This window comes from Streptomyces sp. NPDC032198, from assembly GCF_040636975.1.
Taxonomy (GTDB): Bacteria; Actinomycetota; Actinomycetes; order Streptomycetales; family Streptomycetaceae; genus Streptomyces.
On the sequence record NZ_JBEZVL010000003.1, the window covers coordinates 544,474 to 570,293 of the forward strand.

General features: G+C 71.8%; 23 protein-coding genes. 14 read left to right on the forward strand and 9 right to left on the reverse strand.

All coding sequences use genetic code 11. The features are described 5' to 3' along the window. The first annotated feature begins 348 nt into the window (after positions 1–348). From AB0E78_RS10450 to AB0E78_RS10465, 4 genes are all read left to right on the forward strand, one after another. The gene (locus tag AB0E78_RS10450) at positions 349–798 is read left to right on the forward strand and encodes an SAM-dependent methyltransferase (protein ID WP_361830466.1); all 450 of its coding nucleotides are present in this window, start codon (positions 349–351) and stop codon (positions 796–798) included. A 45-nt stretch (positions 799–843) separates the two neighbouring features. Next, positions 844–2,115: an MFS transporter gene (locus tag AB0E78_RS10455; protein ID WP_361830277.1), complete on the forward strand. Its 1,272-nt coding sequence runs from the start codon at positions 844–846 to the stop codon at positions 2,113–2,115. A gap of 76 nt (positions 2,116–2,191) precedes the next feature. Continuing rightward, positions 2,192–3,865: an FAD-dependent oxidoreductase gene (locus tag AB0E78_RS10460; RefSeq protein WP_361830279.1), complete on the forward strand. Its 1,674-nt coding sequence runs from the start codon at positions 2,192–2,194 to the stop codon at positions 3,863–3,865. Positions 3,866–3,889: 24 nt separating this feature from the next. Continuing rightward, complete coding sequence (locus AB0E78_RS10465; protein ID WP_361830281.1) at positions 3,890–4,576, forward strand: TetR family transcriptional regulator; 687 nt, start codon at positions 3,890–3,892, stop codon at positions 4,574–4,576. 13 nt (positions 4,577–4,589) lie between these two features. Here the strand turns inward: AB0E78_RS10465 and AB0E78_RS10470 are convergent, their stop codons facing one another. The 3 genes from AB0E78_RS10470 to AB0E78_RS10480 form a co-directional block, all read right to left on the reverse strand. Next, entirely contained in the window at positions 4,590–4,814 is a 225-nt protein-coding gene (locus tag AB0E78_RS10470) for an acyl-CoA carboxylase subunit epsilon (protein ID WP_361830283.1), read from the reverse strand. Positions 4,815–4,851: 37 nt separating this feature from the next. Further along, positions 4,852–6,366: an acyl-CoA carboxylase subunit beta gene (locus AB0E78_RS10475; protein WP_361830469.1), complete on the reverse strand. Its 1,515-nt coding sequence runs from the start codon at positions 6,364–6,366 to the stop codon at positions 4,852–4,854. 137 nt (positions 6,367–6,503) lie between these two features. Continuing rightward, the gene (locus AB0E78_RS10480) at positions 6,504–7,607 is read right to left on the reverse strand and encodes a ketoacyl-ACP synthase III (protein WP_361830284.1); all 1,104 of its coding nucleotides are present in this window, start codon (positions 7,605–7,607) and stop codon (positions 6,504–6,506) included. Between the two features lie 412 nt (positions 7,608–8,019). Here AB0E78_RS10480 and AB0E78_RS10485 point away from each other — a divergent pair, with 412 nt between their 5' ends. Further along, positions 8,020–8,625, forward strand: coding sequence for a TetR family transcriptional regulator (locus AB0E78_RS10485; RefSeq protein ID WP_361830286.1), 606 nt, complete (start codon positions 8,020–8,022; stop codon positions 8,623–8,625). A gap of 161 nt (positions 8,626–8,786) precedes the next feature. Next, on the forward strand, positions 8,787–9,509 hold the full coding sequence (locus AB0E78_RS10490; RefSeq protein WP_361830288.1) for a TetR family transcriptional regulator: 723 nt from the start codon (positions 8,787–8,789) through the stop codon (positions 9,507–9,509). A gap of 130 nt (positions 9,510–9,639) precedes the next feature. Here AB0E78_RS10490 and AB0E78_RS10495 read toward each other — a convergent pair whose 3' ends face one another. Continuing rightward, positions 9,640–10,695: a PhlD gene (locus AB0E78_RS10495; protein ID WP_361830289.1), complete on the reverse strand. Its 1,056-nt coding sequence runs from the start codon at positions 10,693–10,695 to the stop codon at positions 9,640–9,642. A 745-nt stretch (positions 10,696–11,440) separates the two neighbouring features. On the opposite strand from AB0E78_RS10495, the gene AB0E78_RS10500 reads away from it, so the two are divergent. Genes AB0E78_RS10500 through proB form a run of 3 tightly spaced genes read left to right on the forward strand, consistent with a single transcriptional unit; the run spans position 11,441 to position 14,204 of the window. Continuing rightward, a complete protein-coding gene (locus AB0E78_RS10500) occupies positions 11,441–11,959 on the forward strand; it encodes a WhiB family transcriptional regulator (RefSeq protein ID WP_361830290.1) in 519 nt (172 codons plus the stop codon). Continuing rightward, positions 11,956–12,966, forward strand: a complete 1,011-nt coding sequence (locus tag AB0E78_RS10505; protein ID WP_361830291.1) for an alpha/beta hydrolase — start codon at positions 11,956–11,958, stop codon at positions 12,964–12,966. Before AB0E78_RS10500 ends, AB0E78_RS10505 begins: the two co-directional genes overlap by 4 nt. Then, entirely contained in the window at positions 12,963–14,204 is a 1,242-nt protein-coding gene (gene proB, locus AB0E78_RS10510; protein WP_361830293.1) for a glutamate 5-kinase, read from the forward strand. The genes AB0E78_RS10505 and proB overlap by 4 nt, the downstream gene beginning before the upstream one ends. A 138-nt stretch (positions 14,205–14,342) precedes the next feature. Here proB and AB0E78_RS10515 read toward each other — a convergent pair whose 3' ends face one another. The 5 genes from AB0E78_RS10515 to ccrA form a co-directional block, all read right to left on the reverse strand. After that, complete coding sequence (locus AB0E78_RS10515; RefSeq protein WP_361830295.1) at positions 14,343–14,513, reverse strand: hypothetical protein; 171 nt, start codon at positions 14,511–14,513, stop codon at positions 14,343–14,345. Positions 14,514–14,531: 18 nt separating this feature from the next. Further along, positions 14,532–15,848 (reverse strand): glutamate-5-semialdehyde dehydrogenase, encoded by a 1,317-nt coding sequence (locus AB0E78_RS10520; RefSeq protein WP_361830297.1) that lies wholly within the window; start codon positions 15,846–15,848, stop codon positions 14,532–14,534. After that, positions 15,845–16,072: a hypothetical protein gene (locus AB0E78_RS10525; RefSeq protein WP_361830298.1), complete on the reverse strand. Its 228-nt coding sequence runs from the start codon at positions 16,070–16,072 to the stop codon at positions 15,845–15,847. Before AB0E78_RS10525 ends, AB0E78_RS10520 begins: the two co-directional genes overlap by 4 nt. 73 nt (positions 16,073–16,145) lie before the next feature. Beyond that, complete coding sequence (locus AB0E78_RS10530) at positions 16,146–17,885, reverse strand: 3-hydroxyacyl-CoA dehydrogenase NAD-binding domain-containing protein (protein WP_361830300.1); 1,740 nt, start codon at positions 17,883–17,885, stop codon at positions 16,146–16,148. Beyond that, entirely contained in the window at positions 17,882–19,264 is a 1,383-nt protein-coding gene (gene ccrA / locus AB0E78_RS10535; RefSeq protein WP_361830470.1) for a crotonyl-CoA carboxylase/reductase, read from the reverse strand. Before ccrA ends, AB0E78_RS10530 begins: the two co-directional genes overlap by 4 nt. A 253-nt stretch (positions 19,265–19,517) precedes the next feature. Between ccrA and AB0E78_RS10540 the strand changes: the two genes are divergently transcribed. The 5 genes from AB0E78_RS10540 to AB0E78_RS10560 all read left to right on the forward strand — a co-directional run bounded on the left by AB0E78_RS10540 (position 19,518) and on the right by AB0E78_RS10560 (position 25,701). Continuing rightward, positions 19,518–20,948 carry a cation:proton antiporter gene (locus tag AB0E78_RS10540; RefSeq protein ID WP_361830301.1) on the forward strand — a complete coding sequence of 477 codons (1,431 nt, stop codon included), beginning with the start codon at positions 19,518–19,520 and terminating at the stop codon, positions 20,946–20,948. A gap of 45 nt (positions 20,949–20,993) precedes the next feature. Next, the gene (locus AB0E78_RS10545) at positions 20,994–22,424 is read left to right on the forward strand and encodes a citrate/2-methylcitrate synthase (protein ID WP_361830302.1); all 1,431 of its coding nucleotides are present in this window, start codon (positions 20,994–20,996) and stop codon (positions 22,422–22,424) included. A gap of 75 nt (positions 22,425–22,499) precedes the next feature. After that, positions 22,500–23,639, forward strand: a complete 1,140-nt coding sequence (locus AB0E78_RS10550) for an acyl-CoA dehydrogenase family protein (RefSeq protein WP_361830303.1) — start codon at positions 22,500–22,502, stop codon at positions 23,637–23,639. Then, positions 23,636–25,111, forward strand: a complete 1,476-nt coding sequence (locus AB0E78_RS10555) for an amino acid adenylation domain-containing protein (protein WP_361830305.1) — start codon at positions 23,636–23,638, stop codon at positions 25,109–25,111. The genes AB0E78_RS10550 and AB0E78_RS10555 overlap by 4 nt, the downstream gene beginning before the upstream one ends. Before the next feature lie 56 nt (positions 25,112–25,167). After that, positions 25,168–25,701 (forward strand): flavin reductase family protein, encoded by a 534-nt coding sequence (locus AB0E78_RS10560; RefSeq protein WP_361830307.1) that lies wholly within the window; start codon positions 25,168–25,170, stop codon positions 25,699–25,701. Positions 25,702–25,820 lie beyond the last annotated feature (119 nt).

Consider the following 25,820-nt stretch of genomic DNA (forward strand, 5'->3'; position numbering starts at 1 on the left):
GTGACCGAGTTGCTCGGGATTCCGGCGGGCCACTGCTGGCTCTGGTGGCAGCAGTTGGAGCCCGGTTCCTTCCACCGGCCGCAGTGGCAGGGGCCCGGCGCTCCCGCCCCGGTCGGCTTCGTCGTCTGCAAGGAGAGTTACAGCAGGGCCCAGGTGGACGGTCTGCTGCGGCTGCTTCAGGAGCGCCTCGGTGACCTGCTCGGCGTACCCCGCTCGGAGGTTTTCCTCACGGTGCGGCGCGCCACGGCCGGTGAGCTGCTGGTGCGGGGCGAGATCTGGCACGGCGACGGGCAGGAGCAGGGGCAGACACAGGCACAGGAGCAGGGGCCGTCGGAGGAAGTGGCCGGCATCGTGCCGATCGCCACCGTGCACAACGACCGCACGGAACTCGTCGACGACCACTGGGGCCCCGTGGCCTCCGTCATCCGTCTGGACGCGGGCCAGTTCGGGCCGGACGCTCTGCTCAGCCTCGACTCCTTCTCGCATGTCGAAGTCGTGTTCCACTTCCATCGGGTGCCGCCGCTGAAGGTGGAGCGCGGGGCCCGCCACCCCCGCAGGAACCCGCAGTGGCCGCTGGCCGGCATCTTCGCCCAGCGCGGCAAGAACCGCCCGAACCGCATCGGCGTATCACGCTGCCGGCTGGTCAAGACGGACGGCCTCGACCTGCACGTCCTGGGACTCGACGCGGTGGACGGCACACCCGTCCTGGACATCAAGCCGTACATGACGCAGTTCGCGCCGCACGGTGAGACCGGACAGCCCACGTGGGCCGACGAGTTGATGCGCGACTACTACTGAGCGATGCGGCACCGGGGCGAGGAAGCGCAGAGAGACGGGGGCGACATGACAGAGCCGACGGGGCACACGCGCGGCGGACGGCGGCTCGGGCTGCCCGGAGCGGCGGGCAGCCTGCTCGCCGCCGTGTTCGTCGACGCCCTCGGGAGCGGCCTCTACATGGCCGTGTCCGTCATCTTCTTCACGCGGTACCTGGACCTGGGGACGGGCCAGGTCGGCATCGGCCTGTCCGTCGCGGGCGCCCTGTCGTTCCTGTCGCTCGTGCCGATCGGGGTCCTCGCCGACCGGGTCGGGCCGCACCGGATGCTGGTCGCCGCCCACCTGGTGCGGGCGGCGCTGCTGCTCTGCTATCCGCTGGCCTCCAGCTTCCCGGCGTTCCTCGTGGTGGTCTCCCTGCTCGCCGTGGCGGACCGCGGGGCATCGCCGCTCGTGCAGGGGCTGTTCGGGGCGGCCGTGGGCAAGGAGGAGCGGGTCCGTGCCATGGGGCGCGCGCGGTCGCTGCAGAACCTGGGGCTCGCCCTGGGCGGTCTGGTGGCCGGGGCGGCGCTGCTGCGGGAGAGCGACACGGCGTACGTGACCATCGTCTACGCCAACAGCTTCTCCTTCGTGCTCGCCGCGTTCCTCGTCCTGCGGCTGCGGACTCCACGCCATGGCGCGGGCGGCGGCAGGCCGCTCCCCTGGCGGCAACGCCTCAGCGTCCTCAAGGACCGCAGGTTCAGCGCGCTGACCACGCTGAACTCCCTGGTCAGCCTGCACGTCACGGTGCTGACCACGGGCGTGCCGCTCTGGGTGCTCGCCCACGAAGACATCCCGCGCGGCACCATCGCCTGGACGCTCGTCCTCAACACCGTCGTGGTCGTGCTCTTCCAGGTCCGCGCCACCCGGGGCACCGAGAGCGCGGCGGACGGCGGCCGTGCCCTGCGGCGGGGCGGCCTGCTGCTCGCCGTGTGCTGCGGCGTCCTCGCGGTCAGCGGTGCGGTGCCCGTGTGGGCGGCCGTGGCGCTGATCCTCGGGGCGGTCGGCTTCCAGGCGTTCGCGGAGATGCATCAGCAGGCGGGGGCCTGGGCCATCTCCTACGACCTCGCGCCCGAGGACCGGCGTCAGGTCTATCTGGCCTTCTTCAGTCTGGGCAACGCCGCGCGCAACACGTACGGGCCGCTCGTCATCACCTTCCTCGTGGTCCAGCAGGGGCCGGTGGGCTGGCTGCTGCTCGGGGCGCTCGTGCTCGGCGCGGGCACCTGGGCCGCGCGGCTCGGGCTGCCGCCGGGCGCGGCGCCCGCGCCCCGCCGTCCCGTGCGGTCCGGCGCCGCCGCCCCATGAACCTCGTACGCGTCAGCCACCGAAACAGTCATCGCCACAGCTACCGCCACAGCCGTCGAAGTCCAAGGAGGACCCCGTGGCCACCAGCGCCCCTCAGCAGTCCGTCATCGTCGTCGGGGCCGGGCCTGCCGGTCTCGCCCTGGCCTGCGAACTGGCCGCCGCCGGGATCTCCTGCACGGTCCTGGAGCGTCGCACCGCGCCGTCCGAGCAGTCCCGCGCGATGGGCCTCTACAGCAGGACCATGGAAGTCCTCGACCTGCGCGGCCACGCCGACGACCTGGTGGCCCTGGGCAGGCCGGTGCGCCGCATGGTCCCGGCGCGCGGCGCGGTCGTCGACTTCGCCGAGCTCGACACCCGCTTCCCCTATCTCAACGTCATCCCGCAGAGCCGGACCGAGTCGGTGCTCCAGCAGCGCGCGATCGACCTCGGCGTCACCATCGAGCGGGACGCGGAGGTGTTCGGCCTCGGCCAGGACGGCAAGGGCGTGACCCTTCAGGTGCGTTCGCCGGCCGGGGAGTGGGAGGAGAGCGCCGACTTCGTCGTCGGCTGCGACGGCGCGCACAGCGTCGTACGCGAACTCGCGGGCATCGCGTTCCGGGGGCGGACGTACGACATCGCGCCGATCCTCGCCGACGTGCGGCTGCGCAAGCCGCCGCCGGAGGCCGTGCTCCTGCGGAACGGCGGGGGCGGGATCGTGCTCTCGGTGCCCTACGGCGACGGCCTGTACCGGCTCGCGGTGGCCCACCGGGACCGTCCGTGGACGCGTGACCCGGTGACCCTGGACGAGCTGCGCGGCCTGCTGACCGAGGCGCTCGGCTTCGACCCGGAGCCCCATGACGCCACCTGGCTGGCCCGGTTCAAGATCCACCAGCGGATCGCCGACCAGTACCGCACGGGGCGGGTCCTGCTGGCCGGGGACGCGGCCCACCTGCATTCGCCGCTGGGCGGGCAGGGCATCAACCTCGGCATCCAGGACGCGGTCAACCTCGGCTGGAAGCTCGCCGCGGAGGTGCAGGGCTGGGCTCCCTCGGGCCTGCTCGACTCCTACGAGGCGGAACGCCGCCCGCACGCCGAACAGATCCTGCGCGCCACGGACCGGGCGACGCGCCTGGCCACGAACCCCTCGCCCGCGCTCAACACCGTGCGGCGCACGGTCCTCTCGCGGCTCCTCGCGCACAGCGGGCCGCGGCGGCTGGCCGGCGAGGCGATCAGCGGACTGCGCGCCGGCTACGCACCGCGCGGCGCCCGCGGCGGCGGCCTCGCGATCCGGGCCGGCCAGCGGGTGCCCGACCTGCGCGTGCCCCGTCCCGACGCGCCGCCGGTGCGGCTGTACGAGCTGATGCGGGACGGGCGTTTCCTCCTCGTCGACCTGAGCGCCGACGGGGCGGCCGCCGCGCTCGCCGAGGACTGGGGCTCGCGGGTGAGCCCGGTGCGGGTGGCCGGACCGCTGCCCGGACTCCGGGGCGTGGAGCTGCTGCTGGTCCGCCCGGACGGGTACGCCGCGTGGGTGGCGGGACCGGAGGGGCCGGGCACGGACGACGACCGGGTGAGCGAGGCCCTGCACCGGTGGTGCGGGGTCCAGGGCCCGGCGCCGAGCCGCCGTACGCACGAGACCCCGGCCGCACGGCCCGAGCGGCACGCTCCCGCGCCGATGCCCACGCCGGAGGCGCGCGCGGACGACCAGGAGAGCGCGGAGAGCGCGGCGAGCACGGAGAGCAAAGGGAGCCTGACTTCGCGGCCCGAGGCCTGAACGCCTCCCGCATATCAGGGCCGGGTGCGCGCCACGGAGGCCTCGCGCCCGGCCGGCTCACGCATCACGTACCACCACGGCTTCCACCACGTACCTCGCATCACGCACCGCCACCGCTTCCGCCCGGTCAAGAAAGGGGATGCCGTGGACCACAGCGGGACCACACGTTCGCACCGCACGCGCGCGGCGATCCTGTACGCCGCCCGGCTGCACTTCGCCGCCGACGGCTATCAGCGGGCCACCATCCGCGCCATAGCGGCCACCGCTTCGATAGACCCCTCGATGGTCATGCGGTACTTCGGGACCAAGGACCAGCTCTTCGACGCCGCTCTCGACGTCGACCTGGGGCTCCCCGACCTGACCGGCACGCCCCCGGAGCAGCTGCCGTACGTCTTGGTCACCTACTTCCTCGCCCCGTGGGAGAACGACACGGACGAGGGCTCGCTGCGGCTGCTCCTGCGCTCCGCCGCGACCAACGAGCGGGCGGCGGAGCGGCTGCGGCGCATCCTGCACCAGCAGTTCACCAGCAGCCTGACGGGCGTGCTCGGCGCGGAGCGCGCCGCGTCCAACACCAGCCTGGTCGCGGCGCAGTTGCTCGGTGTGGCGTTCGCCCGCTATCTGCTGCGGCTTGAGCCGATCGCCGATCTGCCCGTACAGGCGCTGGCGAAGCTGGTCGCGCCTTCGCTGCTCACCGCCCTTTGGGCCAACTAGCGGCTAGGGCGGTCTAGTTGCGCCAGCTCACTGGGGAGCGGTAAGGGGCCTGCGGGCCGGGGCGCTCCCACAGCGGGACCACGGAGACGGAGTCCGTGCCGGGCTCATCGCCGTCCTGCGGTGCTGCCGCCGCGGCTCGGGACAGCAACACCGCGGTCAGGGCGGCGAGTTCCTCGTCGAGGACGGTGCCGCCCTTGACGACACGGACCAGGGGCTGTGCGGGGGATGCGGTGGTCATGGCGGTGCTCCTCCTGCGGTGTGGGGTGGGCCGCCGGCTACTGCGGCGGGTTGCCGTGCTTGCGTGCCGCGAGCTCCGCGTGCTTGGTCCGCAGCATGCGCAGGGCGCCGATGAGGACCCGGCGGGTGTCGGCGGGGTCGATGACGTCGTCGAGCAGTCCGCGTTCGGCGGCGTAATAGGGGTGCATGAGCTCGGACTTGTACTCCTTGACCATCTGCTCGCGCATCGCCTCGGGGTCGTCGGCCGCCGCGATCCGCCGCCGGAAGACGACGTTCGCGGCGCCCTCCGCGCCCATCACCGCGATCTCGTTGGTGGGCCAGGCGTACGCGAGGTCCGCGCCCACGGAGCGGGAGTCCATCACGATGTACGCGCCGCCGTACGCCTTGCGCAGGACGAGCGAGATCCGCGGGACGGTCGCGTTGCAGTACGCGTAGAGGAGCTTGGCGCCGTGCCGGATGATGCCGCCGTGCTCCTGGTCCACGCCCGGCAGGAAGCCCGGTACGTCGAGCAGGGTGACCAGCGGGATGTTGAAGGCGTCGCAGAGCTGCACGAAGCGCCCCGCCTTGTCGCTGGCGTCGATGTCGAGGACGCCGGCGAGGGACTGGGGCTGGTTGGCGACGATGCCCACGACCTGTCCGCCGAGCCGCGCGAGAGCGACGATGACGTTCGTCGCCCAGCGCTCGTGCACCTCCAGGAACTCGCCGTCGTCGACGATCTCCTCGATGACGCGGCGCATGTCGTAGGGGCGGTTGCCGTCGACTGGGACCAGGTCGGTGAGGATGTCGCACCGCCGGTCCTCGGGGTCTTCGGGGGGTGCCGCGGGGGCGGTCTCGCGGTTGTTCTGGGGCAGCAGCGAGAGCAGATAGCGGACGTCCTCCAGGCAGCTCTGTTCGTCGTCGTACGCGAAGTGCGCGACGCCCGAGACCGTGGCGTGCACGTCGGCGCCGCCGAGGCCGTTGTGCGTCACCTTTTCCCCGGTGACGGTCTGTACGACGTCGGGCCCGGTGATGAACATCTGCGACGTCTCCCGCACCATGAACACGAAGTCGGTCAGGGCCGGGCTGTAGGCCGCGCCGCCCGCACACGGGCCGAGCATCACGCTGATCTGCGGGATCACGCCCGAGGCCTTGGTGTTGCGCTGGAAGATCCCGCCGTAGCCGGCGAGCGCGGTGACGCCCTCCTGGATACGGGCGCCCGCCCCGTCGTTGAGCGAGACGAGCGGGGCGCCCGCGGCGATGGCCATGTCCATGATGCGGTGGATCTTCGCGGCGTGCGCCTCGCCGAGTGCGCCGCCGAAGATGCGGAAGTCATGGGCGTACACGAACACGGTCCTGCCGTGCACGGCGCCCCACCCTGTGACCACACCGTCCGTATAAGGCCGCTTGTCCTCAAGCCCGAAGCCCTGCGCACGGTGTCGCCGCAGCGGCTCCACCTCCTGGAAGGTGCCGTCATCAAGCAACAAGTCGATGCGCTCACGCGCGGTCAACTTCCCCTTGGCGTGCTGAGCGGCAGTGGCCTTCTCGGAAGGCCCACTCTCGGCAATTTCCCGAATGGCCCGGAGCCGGGCAACGCGGCCGTGGGCGTCCGGGGCGAATACGTCTGGCGGGGGGCCGGCCGGGTCGCCGGGCGCCGGACCGCCGCACGCGGCCCCACCCGGCTGCAACGCGTCGCCCCGCGCGTTCGGCGCCCTCATGATGCCAGCGGCGACGGGCCGCCCGCCGCGAGGAGGTCGGGGACGTTGCACAGGGCGTCGGCCACCGCTGAACTCCGGCGAGTGCGACGGGTGTTGGTTGCCGTCGCCATCGTCCACGTGAGCAGCGCCGTGCCGATGCTCATGCCGCCGCCGAACGCGGCGAGTACGACCGGATCGCCGGGTGCCGCCGCTCCCGCGCGGTCCATCTCGGCCAGGGTGATCGGCACCGATGCCGCCCCGGTGTTGCCGTACCGCTCGACGGTGAGGTGCTGTGCGGCACGGTCCATGCCGAGGCCGGGCCAGAGGTCGGCCAGCATGATGCCGTTGGCCTGGTGCGGGACGAAGTGCCGTACGGCGGTGGCGGGGACGCCCGCGCCACGCAGCAGCCCGCTGATCTCGCCCGGCAGGGTGCGCTGGATGAAGTCGCGTACGCCGCGGCCGTCCATCCGGAAGTAGTGGCCGCCCTCGGTCACGGTGGCGGGCGACGCCGGATGCCGGCTGCCCCCGGCGGCGACGCCGATCAGCCGGTGCGCGTCGCCCCGCGAGGTCAGGCAGATCTTCCGCAGGCCGAGGCCGGGCGCCACCGGGCCGAGGACCGTGGCGCCCGCGCCGTCCCCGAAGAGAACGGCGGTCCGCCGATCGCCGTAGTCGAGGATGCGGGAGTAGATGTCGGCGCCGATGACCAGACCGTGGTGCGGCTCGTCGGCGGGCGTGCCGGCCAGCATCCGTTCGACGGCCTTGAGCGCGTAGACGTAGCCGCTGCACACGGAGTTGACGTCGAAGGCCGCGGCCCGCGACGCCCCGATCAGGTTCTGCACGAGGGCGGCCGTGGCGGGCTGCGGGTGATCCGGCGTCGAGGTGGCGACCACCACGTAGGCCAGCTGATCAGCCGTCAGTCCCGCCCTGGCCAGGGCGCGTTGCGCTGCCACGGCGGCCAGGTCGGACGTGGCTTCGTGGGGCGCCGCCCGGCGCCGTTCACGGATGCCGGTCTTGCGGACGATCCACTCGTCGCTCACGCCGGCGCCGCGCCCGATCTCCTCGTTGGTGATGATGGCCTCGGGCAGGTAGGACCCCACTCCGACGATGCCGATCGACTGCACGATTCCTCCTCGGCGCGGTGCGAACCGCGGTTCCACTGGGGGTGCTCTCACTGGCGTCGACTGCCCGCGCTGTTCGGGTGGTCGAGGGAGCCACCACTCGGGCCGCAACCCGGCCCGTATAACTCCACACCCGATGAACTCATCGCTTGTGGAGTTTCGCACACGCATGCCCGCCAGCCAAGCCCCCACCGCCGCGGCATCCTTCACCCAGAGCGGCCCCAACTCGACCCGCAGAGCAAGTGCTTGACTAATTCAACACCAGTAGAGTTCACTGCATCATGAAATAATCCAGCGGTGACACACCCCGCACCCCGGCGGCCGTCAGGCACGGGCCTCGCCACACGGCGCTCCCCTTGACGACGCCACCATCAGCACAAGCGTCGCCATGCCACACACCAACGGGAGATGCACCATGACCATCACCAGCGAGAGCCTCGTGGACACCCAGCGAACCGAGGCCGCCCAGGCCCTGGTCTCCGCGGCCCGCACCCTTTTCGTCGAGCGCGGCTACCGGCAGACGAGCCTGGACGACCTCGCCGAGACGGCGGGGCTCGAACCGGAGCTCGCCCGCGCACTGTTCGCCGACAAGGCCGCGGTCTTCGCCGCCCTGCTCCAACGGACCTTCAAGGTGGCCGGACTGCTCGCCCCCGAGGTCGCGGCGGGCATCGACGACGACCTGCCGACCCGCCTCGCCCGCAGCTACCTGCCCCTGTGGGAGCCCGGCGACGAGGAGTCACCGCTGGTGGAGGTCTACCGCATCGCACTCTCCGACCGGGACGCGTCCGCGGTCCTGCGCACCTGCATATCGGAGTCACTGAACGGCCAGGTCGACCATCTGCTGCCCGGCCCGGACGCGGATCTGCGGACCGCGCTCTTCGGCGCCCACCTCGGCGGCACCGCGATCGTCCGGCATCTGATCGGCGTCGAGGTGGTCGCCGCGGCCGATCTCGAAACGGTGATCGAAACGATCACCCCCGCACTGCGCCAGACCCTGATCGGACCCGCCAACTCCCGGTGACCGCACCGGCAACACACACCATCGGCCGGGCGACCGGCGCGGGGCGCAGCTCCGCGCCAAGATCCACGCACGAGTCTGGAGTCCTCGGATAGCGCCTGTTAGGATGTTTTCACTACGCAATGAATTACCCGCTCTGACCTCCCCCGAAGTGCAGTGATTCCATGACGCCCAGGCGCACGGACGGACCCTCGACGTCCGCCCGAAAGTCCCCCTCCCCCCAGAAGCCGCCCCCCGGGAAGAAGTCGAGGCCGCTGCGCGCACGCAGCGGCCGCCGGCCCGGCGACAGCGGCACGCGCGAGCAGATCCTCGTCGCGGCGCTCCACCTTTTCGCGGACCGCGGCTACACGAGCACGACCATCCGCTCCATCGCCGAGGCAGCACAGGTGGATCCGGCGCTGGTGCATCACTTCTTCAGCAACAAGGAGGGGGTGTTCCGCGCGGCGGTCGAGTCGCAGCTGAGCGTCTCCGCCGCCTTCGACGAGTTCGACGCACCCCAGCCGGACGGTTCGGCCAGGACCGCCGCATGGCTGGCCCGGACGTACCTGAACTTCTGGGAGCACGAAGAGACCCGCTATGCGATGACCGCCATCTACCGCGCCGGTCTCGCCGACAGCGCCACCTCGGACCTGCTGCGGGACCGGATCGAGACCAGCATCGAGAACTGGGCCGGGCAGATGGTCTTCAAGGACCACCCGGACGCGTCCATCGTCTCGGCCCTCGCCTCGTCGCACCTGGCGGGCGTGGCCATCGTGCGCTACGTGCTCAAGGTCGAGCCGCTGGCCTCGATGGACTTCGAGGACATCATCCGCTGGGTGACGCCCACCCTGAACCTGCGACTCGCCTCGCTGGACCTCCCGGACGCCGCTTCGGAGGACCAGGACTGACCGGCTGCGTACGGACGGCCAGGACTGACCGGCCGCGTACGGACGAGGACACGAAGGCCGGGGAACCCTCGATCAGGGTTCCCCGGCCTGTCAACTGTCCCACCCCCGAGGGCAGTTGACGGCTGTCACGTCAGGCCCGCCAGGTGATCTTCGAGGCGATGAGCGAGATGCCCGGGCCGACCGCGAGCAGCAGCCCGTGCTCACCGTCGGCGGGCGGCTTGGCGAAGGTCCTCTCCAGTACGTCGAGGACCGAGGCCGAGCCGACGTTGCCGAGCTCGCGCAGGGAGTCGCGGGACAGGTCCGCCATCTCCGGTGCGCAGCCCAGGCCCGCCATCACGGCGTCCAGGATCTTCGGGCTGCCGGAGTGCGAGACCACGAATCCCGGCCGCGCGTCGGCTCCGGGTGGCGCGGTTCGCTCGAGCCACTCCCTGACGCGCGGCCCGATGTCCTTCACCGCCCGCAGCAGCCGCGGGGCATTGTGCGCGTGCAGCCCGTCGGAGTCGACGTAGCTGCCGACGATGTCACGACTGCCGGGGAGGAGGTACTCCCAGGGGTCGCCGAGCTCCATGTGCGGACCGTCCGACTCCGCGCGCACCACGCAGGCGCCCGCGGCATCCCCGATGAGCCCCTTGAAGATCATGCCGTCCATGCCGGTGTCGGCCGGGTGCAGATAGTGGCTGTAGACGTCGGCGCAGACGACGAGGACCGTCGCGTCGGGCCGCGCGAGGACCAGGTCCCTGGCCCGGGTGAGGGCGAACGCCCCTCCCCCGCAGCCGAGTTGGGTCACCGGGAGCCGGCGGACCGAGCAGGGCAGGCCGAGCCGCTCCATCAGGTGGATGTCGAGGCCGGGCATGGTGTGTCCGGTGGCGCTCGTCACCACCAGGTTGGTGATGTCCCCCGGCTCCAGACCCGACTCGAACAGCGCCTGGCGTGCCGCGCTGTCCGCCAGGTCGAGGGAGTCGCGCAGGTGGCCGCGCATCCGTTCCACGACGGGTACCGCGGTGCTGAACTGCTCGGCCAGCGGGCGTGTGTACCAGCGCGACCGGACGGACGTGGCCCGTATGGCCGTGTGGATGGCTTCGAGCCGTGGGTGATCGACGTACAACTCGCTCAGCACGCTGAGGAGTTCGTCAGTGTCGACCTGATGGCGGGGCAGGGCTACGACAGGTGCGCTGACGACCGGCATGGGAACCTCCAAGACGCTCGGACGGTGGCGAACTGAACGCGAGCCCGAGCTTCGAGCGGCATGGGGCGCCGTGACATCTGTGGGGATGGCGGCCGCCGGTCCGTTCGTCAGCTCTCGCAATGGTTGTAAACGCACGTAAAACACCCTCCAGGTGTTCGACCGTGCTCCCCCCGTTGGGAGCGCCGTACAGCGCGGATGAAGAACGTCGAGCTCGATGGCGCGTGGCGATCAAGAGCGTGGATCTGGGCTGCCTGGTGCTGGGGCACGCGTCGGCAGGTACCGGGGCACGGCCCGGGCACGTCCGTCTGCGCTCCCCGGGACCCGTTTCGGGTCCGTTTGGTTCGAGCCATGGGGACGGTACGCCAAGCGAGTTGGCTCCAGCAAGACTTGATTTCAACACGCGAGGAATCCACAGAATGGGCGCGACACCACCATCGCCCGATCACATTCCTGACGCCCGCCGAGCCGAGGCCCCTCACCTGCGACATCTTCGGCCGGCTCGGCGGTCGTGCCGGATCCATGCAGGGACCACGCGTCGGCGGCGCCGTCTTCAGGCCATCCGAAGAGACTCAACACCCATTGAAATCATTACGCGTTGACTTTATTGTCGGTGCAAGTGGGACGGCATCACCACGGCTGCGGGCCGCTGCGGCCGCCGTCGCTCACCATGGTCGTCTTCAGGTCATTGAGGGGGCGGTTCCGCATAGTCCGGGGCCGCGATGAAGCGAAGGAAGGGCCGACCGATATGTACGCACCAGCGAACCAGCACACGCTCGGGGCACCCTGGGTGGAGCGGGCGGCCTGCCGCGACTGTGATCCGGACACCTTCTTCCCGTCCGGGCAGGGCGCGGACGACACGGAGTCGGAGGCGGCCGCCAAACGGCTCTGCGCACGCTGCCCGGTGGCCGCCGCCTGTCTCAACGAGGCGCTCACGCACGAGGAGAGCGCGGGCATCTGGGGCGGTCTCACCGTCCGGGAGCGCCGGGAGCTGCGGCGGGTGGCCGGCACACTCCACGCGATCAGCGGCAACCTCCACCAGTTCCTGGAGAGCGGCGGCAGGCGCAGCAAGCCGCGCCCCCAGGAGCGCTCGGCCTACGTGTGGTTCCTGCGCCGCCGCGGGTGGGGCCAGACACGTATCGCCACCGCGCTCGGCATGACCTTCGGGCAGGTCCAGCACGCCTGGCGCACGGCCGAGTTCGCCTCCGCCTGCGGCTGCGACGTCTCGGCCCTGCCGCTGCCCGGCGACCACGGCCAGGCGTCATGAGCACCGCCGCGCTCGCCGAACCACGCCACCAGGTCCACACGCTGAGCACACCGGACGGCGCCGAACTCGCCGTCTCCACGCACGGCGACCCGGACGCCCCGCTCGGCGTGCTCCTCTGCCACGGCTGGACGATGTCCGCCCTCGACTGGCGCCCGCACATCGACGCCCTGACCCGCCCGCGCCCCGGCTTCCCCGCCCTGCGCGCCATCAGCTTCGACCAGCGCGGGCACGGCCGGTCGACGCGCGGCACCGCCGTACTCGACATGGAACTGCTCTGCGCCGACCTGGCCCTGGTGCTCGCCGACGCGGCACGTGACGGCAGGCCCGTCATCCTGATCGGCCACTCCATGGGAGGCATGGCCATCCAGGAACTCGCCGCGCGCCGCCCCGCCCTGTTCGGTGCGGAGGTGGCGGGCGTGGGCCTGATCTCCACCTCGCTGAACGAAGTGGGCGCGACACTGCCCGCCCTGAACGACAGGACAGGGCCGCCGGGCACCCCCGGGCCGCGCCGCCGCGCACGGACCCAGCAGAAGGTCGCCGACCACCTGCTGCGCTCGCCCCGCGCGGCGCGAACCGTCCACCGCCTCCTGACCGGGCCGCTCTCCCACCCGACCACGGCGCCCCTGTGGCGTGCGGTGTTCGGCCGTGGACCCACCACCGAGGCGGTACGGGCCAACGCGCGCGCCTTCCGTGACGTACCCGTCCTCGCGATCGCCGAGTTCTACTCGGCCCTGACCGCCCACGACTGCGCGGGCCGCATCCGCGCCCTGGGCAGTGTCCCCACCCGCGTCCTGGTGGGCGAACTGGACCGCTACACACCGCCAGACCAGGCACGGGCCCTGGCCTCGGAGATACCCGGCGCGACCCTGCAGACCGTGCCGGGACACGGCCACGACCTGCCGTACGAACAGCCGGTCCTGGTCGTGGAGACCGTGCACGCGCTGCTGCGCGAGGGCTCGCACGAACTCCCCGGGGACAGCGGCACACCGACTGCGGCGACCCGGTGACGGGCTCTGCCCACGGGCCGCGGGCCGACGTGCTCGCCGCCCGGCGCATCGTCGTCAAGGTCGGCTCGTCCTCGCTCACCACGGCCGCCGGAGGACTCGACTCCGACCGGGTGGACGCGCTCGTGGACGTCCTTGCGCGCGCGAAGGCCGCCGGCGTCGAGGTGGTGCTCGTGTCCTCCGGTGCCATCGCCGCCGGTCTCGCCCCGCTCGGCCTCGCGGCCCGTCCGCACGACCTGGCGCGGCAGCAGGCCGCCGCCTGCGTGGGGCAGGGGCTCCTCGTCGCCCGGTACACGGCGTCCTTCGCCCGGCACGGGGTGCGGGTGGGGCAGGTGCTGCTCACAGCGGAGGACGTCAGCCGCCGCGCGCACTACCGCAACGCCTACCGCACGCTGGAGCAGGTGCTCACTATGGGCGCGCTGCCGGTGGTGAACGAGAACGACACCGTGGCCACCGCCGAGATCAAGTTCGGCGACAACGACCGGCTCGCGGCGCTCGTGGCACACCTGGTGCGGGCCGACGCGCTGGTCCTGCTCTCCGACGTGGACGGCCTGTACGACGGCGCACCGGACCGCCCGGGGTCACGCCGCATCAGCGAGATCCACGGCCCGGACGACCTGACGGACGTGGAGATCGGCAGCACCGGAAGCGCCGGCGTCGGCACCGGCGGCATGGTCACCAAGGTCGAGGCCGCGCGCATCGCCACCGACGCGGGCATTCCGGTGGTCCTCACCGCCGCCCGGCACGCCATGGACGCGCTGGCAGGACGCGACACCGGCACCTACTTCCACCGCACGGGCCTGCGCGCCGCCGACCACCTGCTCTGGCTGGAGCACGCGAGCAGCCCATGCGGGGCGCTGCACCTGCACGCGTCCGCCGCCACGGCCCTCGTGGGGCGGGCGGGCCCGCTGCTCGCCACCGGCGTGACGCACACCGAGGGCGAGTTCGCCGCGGGCGATCCCGTGGAGCTGGTCTCCCCGGCCGGGCAGGTGTTCGCGCGAGGCCTGGTGCGCCTCGACGCCCGTGAACTCCGGCCGCTCCAGGGCCGGTCCGGGATGCAGGGGGCCGAGCGGGAGGGCACTGAGGCGGAGGTGGTGCGCCTCGACGACCTCGTGCTGCTGCCGCAGGCCCCGGGCCCGGCAGGGGTGGCGCGGCAGCAGCCGGTGCCGCCACCGGCACCGCGGCGCATCACCATACGGGTGCGGCCCGCGGCCGAGCCGGTGACGAACGCCGCCCGCTGAAGGACCGCAGGACCGCAGGACCGCAGGACCGCAGGACCGCAGGAACCTCAGGCCTGCGGGCCCGCAGGACGGAAACGCTGAAGGCGCCCGCGCGATCATCTCGCGCGGGCGCCTTCGTCGCTTGACTCTCCTGCCCCCTCAGTCGATGCCCCGCACGATGTGGGTCTCCGCAGGGTCGTCATCGGAGCCCGCGAGTCCGAGCCAGGGCGGCACGGGTGCGGTGGTCCGGGGGAAGAGATCCCTCGGTCGCCTGTCCTCGTACAGGAACCTTCCGGAAGGCTCCGTGGCGGTGATGATGCGTACATGCATGGCCCGTTCCTCCTTGAACTACCGGATCTGACCGTCGCCCACCAGGACGTATTTCGTGGTCGTCAGCGCGGTCACGCCCATCGGGCCCCGCGCGTGCAGCTTCTGGGTGGAGATGCCGAGTTCGGTGCCGAGGCCCAGCTGCCCGCCGTCCGCGAACCGCGTCGACGCGTTGACGGCGACGACCGCGGTGTCCAGGGCGAGGATGAACCGGCGCGCCGCGGACTGGGACTCGGTGACGATCGCCTCGGTGTGACCGGTGCCGTGCCGGCGGATGTGCTCGACCGCCGCGTCCAGCGAGTCGACCACGGCCACCGCGAGGTCCGGCGCGAGGTACTCGCGGTCCCAGTCCTCCTCCGTGGCGGCGACGACCGGCGCACCGGTGGCGGACGGGACACCGGTGGCGGACGGGACACCGGATGCGGCGGCGAGGACGAGGACGCGTGCGTCGCCGTGCACGGTGACCCCGTGCCGTGCGAGCTCGTCGAGAGCACGCGGCAGGAACAGGGGCGCGACGGCCTCGTGCACGAGGAGCGTCTCCGCCGCGTTGCAGACGGACGGGCGCTGCGTCTTGGCGTTGACCAGGATGCGCAGCGCCCGTTCCACGTCGCTGTTCTCGTCGACGTAGACATGGCAGTTCCCGACGCCCGTCTCGATCACCGGGACCGCCGCGTCGCGCACGGTGGCCTCGATCAGCTCCCGGCCGCCCCTGGGGATCAGTACGTCCACCAGGCCGCGCAGCGACATGAGTTCGCGTACGGCGGCATGCGTCGTGCCCGGTACCGCCTGGATGGCGTCGGCCGGCACCGCCGTGTCCGCGACCGCGTCCCGCATCACGGCGATCAGCGCGGCGTTGGTGTGCCGGGCGGCCGAAGAACCGCGCAGCAGCGCCGCGTTGCCGCTCTTGAGGCAGAGCACGGCGGCGTCGACGGTGACATTGGGGCGGCCCTCGTAGATCATGCCGACGACACCGAGGGGCACCCTGATCTGGCGCACCTCAAGGCCGTTGGGCAGCACGGAGCCGCTGGTGACCGTGCCCACCGGATCGGCCATGGCTGCCACGTCGCGCGTCATGTCCGTGAGGCAGGCGAGCTGTCCGTCGGAGAGGCCGAGCCGGTCGAGCACCGCCTGTGGGCGCCCTGCCACGCGGGCGTCGTCCATGTCCCGCTTGTTCGCGGCCAGGATCTCCGGCGAGCGGTCGGTGAGGGCCTGCGCGATCGCGCGGAGCGCTGAGTTGCGCTGGGCCCCGGTGGTGGTGGCGAGCCGGGCGGCGGCCACTCCGGCCGCCACCGCCGCTTCCCGAACAGGGCTCACAGCCAGGGGTGTTGAGGGGCTCATTGGCTCGCGCCCTCTCGCAGCTGCTGTCCCGCGTCGGGGGCCGCGCAGAGCCCACGTACGAAGGGACCCATGTCGGGCCAGCCGGTCAGCTCGGCGAGCATGGCGCGCGCGATGGCGTCGACACCGTCGTCGATCTCCGCCCTGCGGTGGTCCTGATGGCTCCGATCGCCCAGATGGCTCTGATGACCCTCGGCGCCCCTGTCGGTGCGCACGCCCTTACCCATCTGATGTCCTCCCGTCACGCCAGCCACAACATGCATCCCACTGGTCCCACTCGTCTCTTCCGTCTCAGCCATCTCACCCATGGACCCGGAACCCCGCCCCCGCCTTCCGCCCCGCCCTGCCTGCCGTCACCAGGTGCTCCATGAGGGGCGCGGGCGCGGTGGCGGGGTTGCCGTCGGCGGCGTGCAGGATCTGCTGGATGCTCAGCGAGACGTCGAGGCCGATCACGTCGAGGAGTTCGAAGGGGCCGAGCGGATACCCGTGGCCCAGCTTCATGACGGTGTCGATGTTGTCGACGGTGGCGTAGTGGCTCTCCGCGAGCCGCACCGCGCCGTTGAGGTAGGGGAAGAGAAGGGCGTTGACGATGAAGCCCGGCCGGTCCGTGCACCGCACCGGATGCTTGCCGAGCGTGCGGCACAGTTCGCGTGCGGCGGCCACGTGCTCGGGCGCGGTCTCCAGGGACGGGATCACCTCGACGAGGCGCATCACCGGGGCCGGGTTGAAGAAGTGCAGTCCGAGTACGTCGGCGGGGCGGCCCGAGGCGAGTCCGCACTCGATCACCGGCAGGCTCGACGTGGTGGTGGCGAGCAGCGCGCCCGGCCTGCAGAGCGCTCCCAGTTCGCGGAAGAGCTGCTTCTTGACGGCCAGGTCCTCCGCCACGGCCTCGATCACCAGGTCGCAGTCGGCGAGTTCGGCCAGATCGCTGCTGGGGGTCAGCCGGCCGAGGGCGGCGTCACGCGTCGCCTCGTCGAGCCGGCCGCGCTTCAGGGCGCGGCCCGTCGAGCGGGACACCGCCTGCCAGGCCGACTTGGCGCGTTCGTCGGTGCGGCCGACCAGGACGGTGGCGCATCCGGCGAGCGCGAAGACCTCGGCGATCCCGGCGGCCATGGTGCCCGACCCGACGATCCCGACCGTCCGGACGGCGGGCGAACCGGACGGCCGCCCGGGCGGGGCAGCGGCCTCGCCGGTCGTCCCCCGGTAGTCGTAGAAGCCGCGCCCCGACTTGTGGCCGAGGAGTCCGGCGAGGACCATGTGCCGCAGTCGGCGGGCGGGCCGCAGCGCGGGCTCGTTCCACCGTTCGGCGAGCACGCCGAGGATGTCGCAGGCGGTGTCCGCGCCGATGACGTCGAGCAACTGCAGGGGCCCGAGCGGCAGTCCGCAGCCGAACCGCATCGCGGCGTCGATGTCGTCCCGGCTCGCGACCTGCTGGTCGTACATGGTGACGGCCTGGTTGAGGTATCCGAAGAGCAGCGCCGCCGAGATCAGTCCGGCCCTGTCCCCGATGCGGACCGCCCCCAGTCCGAGCCGCCGCAGCAGGTCCTCGACCTGATCCAGGGCGTCGTCGTCCGCCATCACGGTGCGGCCGACCTCGGCGATCTCGGCTGTGGGCAGCGGGAGTTGGAGCCCGACAAGACGCCCGGGGCGACCGGAGGCCGCCGCGAGGTCGGTGAGCGAGAGGGCTGCTGCCGTGGTGGCGATGACCGTGCCGGGCGGGCAGACGCGGGCGACGGCGCGCAGGACGTCCACCTTGGCGGTACGCCGCTCGGGCACCGCCTCGACGACCGTGGCCGCACCGGCGAGGTCCTCCCAGCGCTCCGCGCATCGGATCCGCTCACCGGCCGCGCGGGCCTCGTCGGCGGTGACCGACCCGTCCGCGAGGGCCGCGTCGAAGAGTGACGTGACCCGGACGCGCGTGGTCGGCATGTCCTTGTCGAGGGCGATCACCCGCAACCCGCCGAGCGCGGCCCTGCGGGCGAGCGCGGAGCCGATGGTGCCCAGGCCCACCACGCCGAGTGTGTCGTGGTCGCCGCTCATGCCGCTGCCCCTTCCGGGGAAGGGAGTTGGGTCAGCACGGGCGGCGCCGTACGGAAGCGGTTGATGGCCGTCTCGTGGCGTGCGCGGAACTCGGGTGCGGTGACGCCGAGCCCTTCGGCGGGCGCGAGGCAGCGCACGCCGACCTTCCCGTGGTGTTCGTTGCGGTGCAGGGACTCCACGGCTGCGCCGACCTCGTCGAGGGCGTAGGTCCGCGAGAGGGTGGGGTGGATCCTGCCCTTGGTGATGAGGCGGTTGGCCTCCCACGCCTCGCGGTAGTGGGCGCAGTGCGAGCCGACGATCCGTTTCAGGGACATCCACAGGTAGCGGTTGTCGTACTCGTGGTTGTAGCCCGCCGTGGACGCGCAGGTGACGATGGTGCCGCCCTTGCGCGCGACGTACACGCTCGCGCCGAAGGTCTCGCGCCCCGGGTGCTCGAAGACGATGTCGGCGTCCTCTCCCCCGGTCAGCTCCCGTATTCGTTCGCCGAGCCGGCGCCACTCCTTGCGGTCCTGGGTGTGCTCGTCGCGCCAGAATCGGTAGCCCTCCTCGGCGCGGTCGATGATGAGTTCGGCGCCCATGCTGCGGGCCAGTCCGGCCTTCTCGGGCGACGACACGACGCAGATGGGCGTGGCGCCACCGGCCAGGGCGAGCTGGGTCGCGTACGAGCCGAGTCCGCCGGCGGCCCCCCAGATGAGGACGTTGTCGCCCTGCTTCATGCCCGCCCCGTTGCCGGTGACGAGCTGGCGGTAGGCGGTGGAGTTGACCAGGCCGGGCGAGGCCGCCTCCTCCCAGGTGAGGTGTTCGGCCTTGGGCAGCAGCTGGCTGGCCTTGACGAGGGAGAGTTCGGCGAGGCCGCCGTAGTTCGTCTCGAACCCCCAGATGCGCTGCTCGGAGTCGAGCATGGGGTCGCCGTGCCCCTCCGCGCCTTCGAGTTCGACCGACACGCAGTGCGCGACCACACGCTCGCCCGCATGCCAACGCCGCACTCCGGGGCCCGACTTGAGGACGACGCCCGCCAGGTCGGAGCCGATGACGTGGTACGGAAGGTCATGGCGCGCCGCGAGTCCGCCGAGCCTGCCGTACCGCTCGAGGAAGGCGAAGGTCGGCACGGGCGAGAAGAGGGCGCTCCATACGGTGTTGTAGTTCACCGCGCTCGCCATCACCGCCACCAGGACCTCACCGGGGCCGGGTTCCGGAGTGGGCACCTCCTGGATGTGCAGGGAGTCGGCCGGGGTCCTGTCGCGCAGCTCGACGCCCTCGAACATGGCGGCCTCCTCCTTGCGCAGGACGGCGGCGCGGTAGGAGTCGGGAATCCTGAGGGCCGCCACATCGGCCGGCGCCGAGTCCGGGGCCTCGATCGCCTCGACCAGTTCGCGCATGGTCACGCACCCGCCTTCCGAACAGGGAAACTCACCAAACAGTGAACTCAACTGTTGATGAGTTTTGCACGGACGAGACACCCCAGCAAGCCCCCGGAAGGCCCGGCACAGACCCCGCCGGAGACCCGGCGCGAGCACCCTGCGGCAGGCCAAGAACGCGTCAAGCCACGCCAGTTGCCCCTTGCAGCGGCCGACACCCGCATGCAAAACTCATCACCAGTTGACTTCAGCGACGAATGAATTAGGTGACGCTGTGCCCTCTCCACACGAGCTGGAAGAATTACAGGCCACCGCTTTCGCCGGCATCGCGGTCATCCTGACCGTCGGCGCACTGCTGGCACGCCTGGCACGCCGGTTCCGCCAGCCCGCCGTCATCGGTGAGATCACCGCGGGCATCGTGCTCGGCCCGAGCCTGCTCGGCCTGCTACCCGGGGACCTGACGCACCGTCTGTTCCCTGACGACGTACGACCCTTGCTCTCCATGGTCGCGCAGATCGGCCTGCTGCTCTTCATGTTCACCGTGGGCTGGGAGCTGGACTGGGCGACGATGCGCCGCCGCAAGCGGTCGGTCGCCGCGGTGACCACGGGAAGCATCCTCGTCCCGCTGCTCCTGGGCATGTCGATCGCCTGGGTCATCTACCAGAACCACTCCGTGGTGAGCGGCGAGAAGATCGACTTCTTCTCCTTCGCGCTGTTCCTCGGCATCAGCATGTCGATCACCGCGTTCCCGGTGCTCGCCCGCATCCTCAAGGACAACCACCTCACCCGCACCAAGGTCGGCGCGCTCGCGCTCACCAGCGCCGCGTTCGGCGACGTCATCGCCTGGTGCCTGCTGGCCGGAGTGGTCGCGATCGTGACCGCGTCCGGACCCGCCGGATTCACCGACACCCTCTGGATGTCCGCCGGTTACGGCGCCGCGATGATCGTCGTCGTCCGCCCGGCCCTCGCACGCGCCGTCACCTGGACGTCCAAGCGGGGCAGCGGCACCTATCTCGCCGCCCTCGTCACCGCGGGACTGCTGCTCTCCGCGTACATCACGTCGAACATCGGCATCCACCCCATCTTCGGCGCCTTCGCCTTCGGCCTGGTCATGCCCCGCAAGCCGACCGAGCTGCTCGAGGAGAAGATGCTCCGGCCGCTGCAGCACGCGGGCGAACTGATGCTGCCCGTCTACTTCATCATCACGGGCCTCTCCGTCGACATCGCCGGCATGTCCGCCACCGCCTGGGGCGAGCTGGCCCTGATCCTGACCGCCGCCATCGTGGGCAAACTGCTCGGCGCCTCGCTGCCCGCCCGCTCCTTCGGGCTCACCTGGCGCGAGTCGATGGGCGTCGGCGCCCTGATGAACACCCGCGGTCTGACCGAGCTGATCATCCTCGGCATCGGTCTCAACCTCGGGGTCCTCGACCAGACCCTCTTCACCGAGATGGTCCTGATGGCGCTCATCACGACCGCCATGACCGGACCCGCGCTGCCCTACCTGCTGCCGCGCACCCGGATGGACCTCGTCACGCCACGCCGGCCCGCCCCGCCGCGCCCGTCGGTGCCCTCGCGCGAGCAGGCACCGGCACCGGCACGCGACGCGTCGGCCGCCCGCGAGACGGCGACCGCCCGCGACACCGCACCCGCCGTGGTGCGGTTTCCCGAACCGGCCGACGACCACGCACCGGACATGGCCGGATAGCAGCCCCACCGGCTCGGTACGACGACAGAGAAGGAGATGCTCCCCGTGCATCCCGTCATCAGCACGCTCTCCCGTGTCTTCGATATGCCGTCGGAACACATCGGCGACGAGTTGCGTCTCCGCGCGGTGGCCAGCTGGGACAACCTCACGGCCGTCGAGCTCCAGGTCCATCTGGAGCACGAGCTCGGCACCACGCTCGACAACGGTCTGATCGAGCGCATCGAGTCCGTGGGCCAGCTCCGCACGTTCTACGACGAGCGCCTCGCCGAGCTCTCCGACACCGACGACCTCGCCGAGATCGACATTCCGCAGGACGCGTCGGCCGTCACCCCCGCGCTGCCCCGCATGCAGCGCCCCGACCCCGAGCAGTGGGCCACCGCACCGGACGTGGCGGACATGGTCGTCGGCGAGACGGGCATCTCCGAGGTGGATCCCGACCGCGGCAGGCTCGCCTACCGCGGGTTCCCCATCGAGGAGCTCGCGGGCCGGGTGACCTTCGAGGGCGCCGTCCATCTGCTGATCCGCGGCTGGCTGCCCGACCCCGACGAGCTGCGCGCCTTCCGGGCCCGGCTCGCGGCGGCCCGTGAACTGCCGTCGATGGTGGCCACCAACCTCGTGCTCAACGCGGGGTGCAGTACGTCATCGGTGCTGCGCACAGCGGTCTCCGCGCTCGCGGTCGCCGCCGAGGCCGACGCCGATCCGGCCGCCCACATCGGCCTCGGCGAACGCCTGATCGCACGGATTCCCACGATCTTCGCCATTCAGCAGGCCGCCCGCACCGGCCGCCGGATGATCAGCCCCGATCCCGAGCTGTCGCACGCCGAGAACATCCTGCACATGCTGGACCTCCCCCGCGACCCGGAGCGCGTCCGCCTCGTCGACCTCTGCCTGGTCCTGCAGGCCGAACACGGCTGCAACGCATCCGCGTTCGCCGCCCGGGTCGCGGCAGGGGCCGGCGCCGACACCTTCGCCGCCATCACCGTGGCGCTCGCCACGTTCACGGGCCCGCTGCACGGCGGCTCCGCGAACCAGGTCGTCGACCATGCCCAGGAGACCGACGACCCCGACACGGCCGCCGCCTACCTGCGGGGCCGCGCCGACCAGGCCGCGGCCGTGCGCGCCCGACCGGTGCCGTACGCCATCGAGGACCCCCGGGTCGGGCCGCTGCGCGACGCGGCCCGCGGCTTCCGGGCGAGCCCCGGCCGCGACCACGTCCTGAAGGTCCTGGAAGCGGTGCGTGCCGCGGCACACCCCTCGAAGGGACCCCGCCCGTACCTGACGGTGGACTGCTACGCGGCCGCCATCTACCACCTGCTCGGCATGCCGTCCGACCTCTTCGTCCCGATGTTCGCGGCCGCCCGGGTCCCCGGCTGGCTCGCCCACGTCGAGGAGCAGCGCGCCCAGCAGGGCCGCATCCACCCGCGGCTGCGCTACGTCGGCCCGCGGAACCTGCGCCACCTCCCCGGCCCGGCCTGAGGGCGCGCGCACCCATTCACCTCACCCAGATCCCGACGTGGGAGGGAGCCCCTTCCCCGTACGACAGGAGCAGATGTGGAGTTCGGCTGGAACGAGGGCCAACAGGCCCGCTACGACGAGGTGTTGGCCGCCACCCGGGCCGCCTTCCCCTCCGGGCCCGGCTCGGGCCACGGGTTCTACACCCGCAAGGACTGGCTGCGGCTCGGCGAGATCGGCCTGCTCGGCGCCTGTCTTCCCCCGGAGGCCGGCGGTCAGGGGCTCGGCGCCCTGGACACCGCGCGCGTCGTCGAGGCGGTGGGCCGCGGCTGCGAAGACACCGGCCTGGTCTTCGGCGCCGCCGCGCACACCTTCGCGTGCGCGGTGCCGATCGCGGAGTTCGGCAGCGCCGCCGTACGGGAGCGGCTGCTACCCGAACTGGCCGCCGGGCGCCTGATCGCGGGCAACGCGATGACGGAACCGGACGCGGGATCGGACTCCTCCCGGCTCGGCACGATCGCCCGCCCCGTGGACGGCGGCCTCGTGCTCAACGGCACCAAGAGCTTCGTCAGCAACGGTCCCGCCGCTGATGTGTATGTGGCGTACGCGACCGTCAATCCCAAGGCGGGCTTCCTCGGCGTGACCGGTGTCGTCGTCGACCGGAACACGCCGGGCGTCATCGTGGGCGAGCCGTACGAGAAGATGGGCATGCACTCCTGCCCGGCCGGTGCGATCACCTTCGAGGAGTGCTTCGTCCCCGACGACCACGTCCTCGGCGGCGTCGGCCAGGGCGCGGCGATCTTCCAGCACTCCATGGGCTGGGAGCGCGCCTGCCTCTTCGCCCTCTACGTCGGGCTCCTCGAACGGCTCGTCGAGAGCTGCGTGAGCCACGCCTCCGAGCGGCGCCAGTTCGGGCGGCGCATCGGCGAGTTCCAGTCGGTGTCCAACCGGATCGCCGACATGAAGCTGACCCTGGAGAGCGCCCGGCTGCTGCTGTACCGCGCCTGCTGGGAGATGGACCAGGGCAAGCCCGCCGTCCTGGCCATCGCGCTGTCCAAGCTCGCGGTGTCCGAGGGCGTGCTCGCCGCGGCCACCGACGCCGTCCGGGTCTTCGGCGGGCGCGGCTACCTCCGCGAGGACGGCATCGAGGCGACCCTGCGCGACGCCGTGCCCAGCACGATCTTCTCCGGCACCTCGGACATCCAGCGTCAACTGATAGCGAAGGAGATAGGACTGTGAGGCTCCACCAGCTCGTCATCGACTCCGCCCGCCGCAGCCCGGAGGCACCGGCCGTGCGGTCCCCCCAAGGGGTTTACAGCTACCGGGAGTTGGACGCTCTCGCCGACCGGTACGCCGCCGCGCTGCACCGGCGCGGGGTGCGGCCCGGCGACCGGGTCGTGCTGTGGAGCCACAAGACCCTGGAGGCGATCGCCCTCATGCAGGGCGCGCTGCGCGTCGGCGCGATCTACGCCCCGGTCAGCGCCGCCAACCCCGCCGCGCGCGTCCTGCGGATATCCGACAGCTGCTCCCCCGCCCTGGTCGTGGCCGACGGCGACGGCCTGCGCCGCGCCCACGCCACCGACTGGCCCGCCTCGGCGCCGCTGGTCGCATTCGCCGACCTGGCTCAGGAGGCCGGCACCGACGATGCCCCGCCCGCGTACGAGAACGAGCCCGACGACCCGGCGTACATCCTCTACACGTCGGGCTCCACCGGCGAGCCCAAGGGTGTCTGCATCAGCCACCGCAACGCGCTCTCGTTCATCCGCTGGGCCACCGCCGAGATCGGGGTCACCCCCGACGACCGGCTCTCCAACCACGCGCCGTTCAACTTCGACCTCTCGGTCTTCGACCTGTACGCCGCGTTCCTGGCCGGCGCGTCGGTGTTCCTGGTGCCCGAGGGACTCGCCTACGACCCGGTCCAGCTGGGCGCGCTGCTCCGCCGCGAGGAGATCAGTGTCTGGTATTCGGTGCCGTCCGCGCTGACGCTGATGATGCAGCGCGGCGACCTGCTCGCCGGGGACCCGCCCAAGGCGCTGCGCGCCTGTGTCTTCGCCGGTGAGCCGTTCCCGATCCAGCAGGTGCACGAGCTGCGCAAGGCCTGGCCCGACGTGCGGATGTACAACTGGTACGGGCCGACCGAGACCAATGTCTGCACCAGCTACGAGGTCACCGACCGCGACCTGGGCAGCACCCGGGCGCTGCCGATCGGCACGGCGGTCTCCGGCGACCTGATCCGGCTGCACCCACCCCGTTCGCGCGAGGGGGAGATCGTGGTGACCGGGCCGACGGTCATGCTCGGCTACTGGGGCCAGGAGCCGCAGAAGGGGGCCTACTTCACCGGGGACATCGGGCGGATGGGCGCGGACGGGATGCTCGAGTACGTGGGGCGCCGCGACCACATGGTGAAGGTGCGCGGGCACCGCATCGAGCTCGGCGACATCGAGGCGGTGATCGCCGACGCTCCCACGGTGTCATCCGCCGCGTGCGCCGTGGTGGGCACGGGACTCGACGCGAAGCTGCACGCGTTCGTGGTGGCGTCCGGCGACGAGCGCCCCGGGCTGCTCGACCTCAAGCGGGACTGCGCGACACGGCTGCCGCTCTACATGGTGATCGACGCCGTGCACGTCGTGCCGGAACTCCCCTTGACCGCGAACGGCAAGACGGACCGTCCGGCCCTGGTCGCCGCTCTCGCCGACAGCGATCCGCGGTAGTCCCGGTGGCCTCCGCCGGACTGAACCGCCTCGGACTCACAGACGAGGATTCCTCCATGCCCGAGCAACTCGACGTCACTGACAGCGTGTTGGACCAGGTCGATCTGAACACCTTCCGTTCCGTCATGGGTTCCCTGCCCACGGGTGTCAGCGTGGTCACCAGCGTGACGGCCGACGGGGAGCCGCGCGGACTGACCTGCAGCGCGGTGTGCAGCGTCTCGGCGTCGCCGCCGCTGCTCCTGGTCTGCGTCAAACAGCCGAGCGCGACGCTCGAAGCCATCCACCAGAGTTCGGTGTTCGCGGTGAACTTCCTCTCCGCCGACATGACGGCACTCGCGCGTACGTTTGCGTCCTCGGTCCCGGAGCGGTTCTCGGACGTCGCGTGGCGCCCCGGCGAGCGGACCGGCGCCCCGCTGCTCGGCTCCACCGTGGCGCTCGCCGAGTGCATCCTGACCAGCAGCCACCTGGCCGGCGACCATCAGGTCCTGATCGGCCGCCTGGTGCACGGCGAGGCCAGCGCGACCAGGACGCCGCTCGCGTACTGGCGCACGCAGTTCTCCGATGTGCAGCCGCAGGGGCTCGCGGGCTGAGCTACCCGCGGCCCGAGCCGAAACGCCGTCGGCCTTCCCCGGGACCCGGGGACGGCCGCCGGGTGTATAGACCAACAAAAAAAAAAAAAAAACGTCAGAGGAGGAGTAAAATAGGAAGG

What these genes read in the sequence shown, in the direction of transcription:
- AB0E78_RS10525 (WP_361830298.1), bottom strand. Translation starts at nt 16,072, where the DNA reads ATGGGTAAGGGCGTGCGCACCGACAGGGGCGCCGAGGGTCATCAGAGC.
- AB0E78_RS10520 (WP_361830297.1), bottom strand. Translation starts at nt 15,848, where the DNA reads ATGAGCCCCTCAACACCCCTGGCTGTGAGCCCTGTTCGGGAAGCGGCG.
- AB0E78_RS10500 (WP_361830290.1), top strand. Translation starts at nt 11,441, where the DNA reads ATGTACGCACCAGCGAACCAGCACACGCTCGGGGCACCCTGGGTGGAG.
- AB0E78_RS10455 (WP_361830277.1), top strand. Translation starts at nt 844, where the DNA reads ATGACAGAGCCGACGGGGCACACGCGCGGCGGACGGCGGCTCGGGCTG.
- AB0E78_RS10515 (WP_361830295.1), bottom strand. Translation starts at nt 14,513, where the DNA reads ATGCATGTACGCATCATCACCGCCACGGAGCCTTCCGGAAGGTTCCTG.
- AB0E78_RS10485 (WP_361830286.1), top strand. Translation starts at nt 8,020, where the DNA reads ATGACCATCACCAGCGAGAGCCTCGTGGACACCCAGCGAACCGAGGCC.
- AB0E78_RS10505 (WP_361830291.1), top strand. Translation starts at nt 11,956, where the DNA reads ATGAGCACCGCCGCGCTCGCCGAACCACGCCACCAGGTCCACACGCTG.
- AB0E78_RS10470 (WP_361830283.1), bottom strand. Translation starts at nt 4,814, where the DNA reads ATGACCACCGCATCCCCCGCACAGCCCCTGGTCCGTGTCGTCAAGGGC.
- AB0E78_RS10530 (WP_361830300.1), bottom strand. Translation starts at nt 17,885, where the DNA reads ATGAGCGGCGACCACGACACACTCGGCGTGGTGGGCCTGGGCACCATC.
- AB0E78_RS10490 (WP_361830288.1), top strand. Translation starts at nt 8,787, where the DNA reads ATGACGCCCAGGCGCACGGACGGACCCTCGACGTCCGCCCGAAAGTCC.
- AB0E78_RS10560 (WP_361830307.1), top strand. Translation starts at nt 25,168, where the DNA reads ATGCCCGAGCAACTCGACGTCACTGACAGCGTGTTGGACCAGGTCGAT.
- ccrA (WP_361830470.1), bottom strand. Translation starts at nt 19,264, where the DNA reads ATGCGCGAACTGGTCGAGGCGATCGAGGCCCCGGACTCGGCGCCGGCC.
- AB0E78_RS10495 (WP_361830289.1), bottom strand. Translation starts at nt 10,695, where the DNA reads ATGCCGGTCGTCAGCGCACCTGTCGTAGCCCTGCCCCGCCATCAGGTC.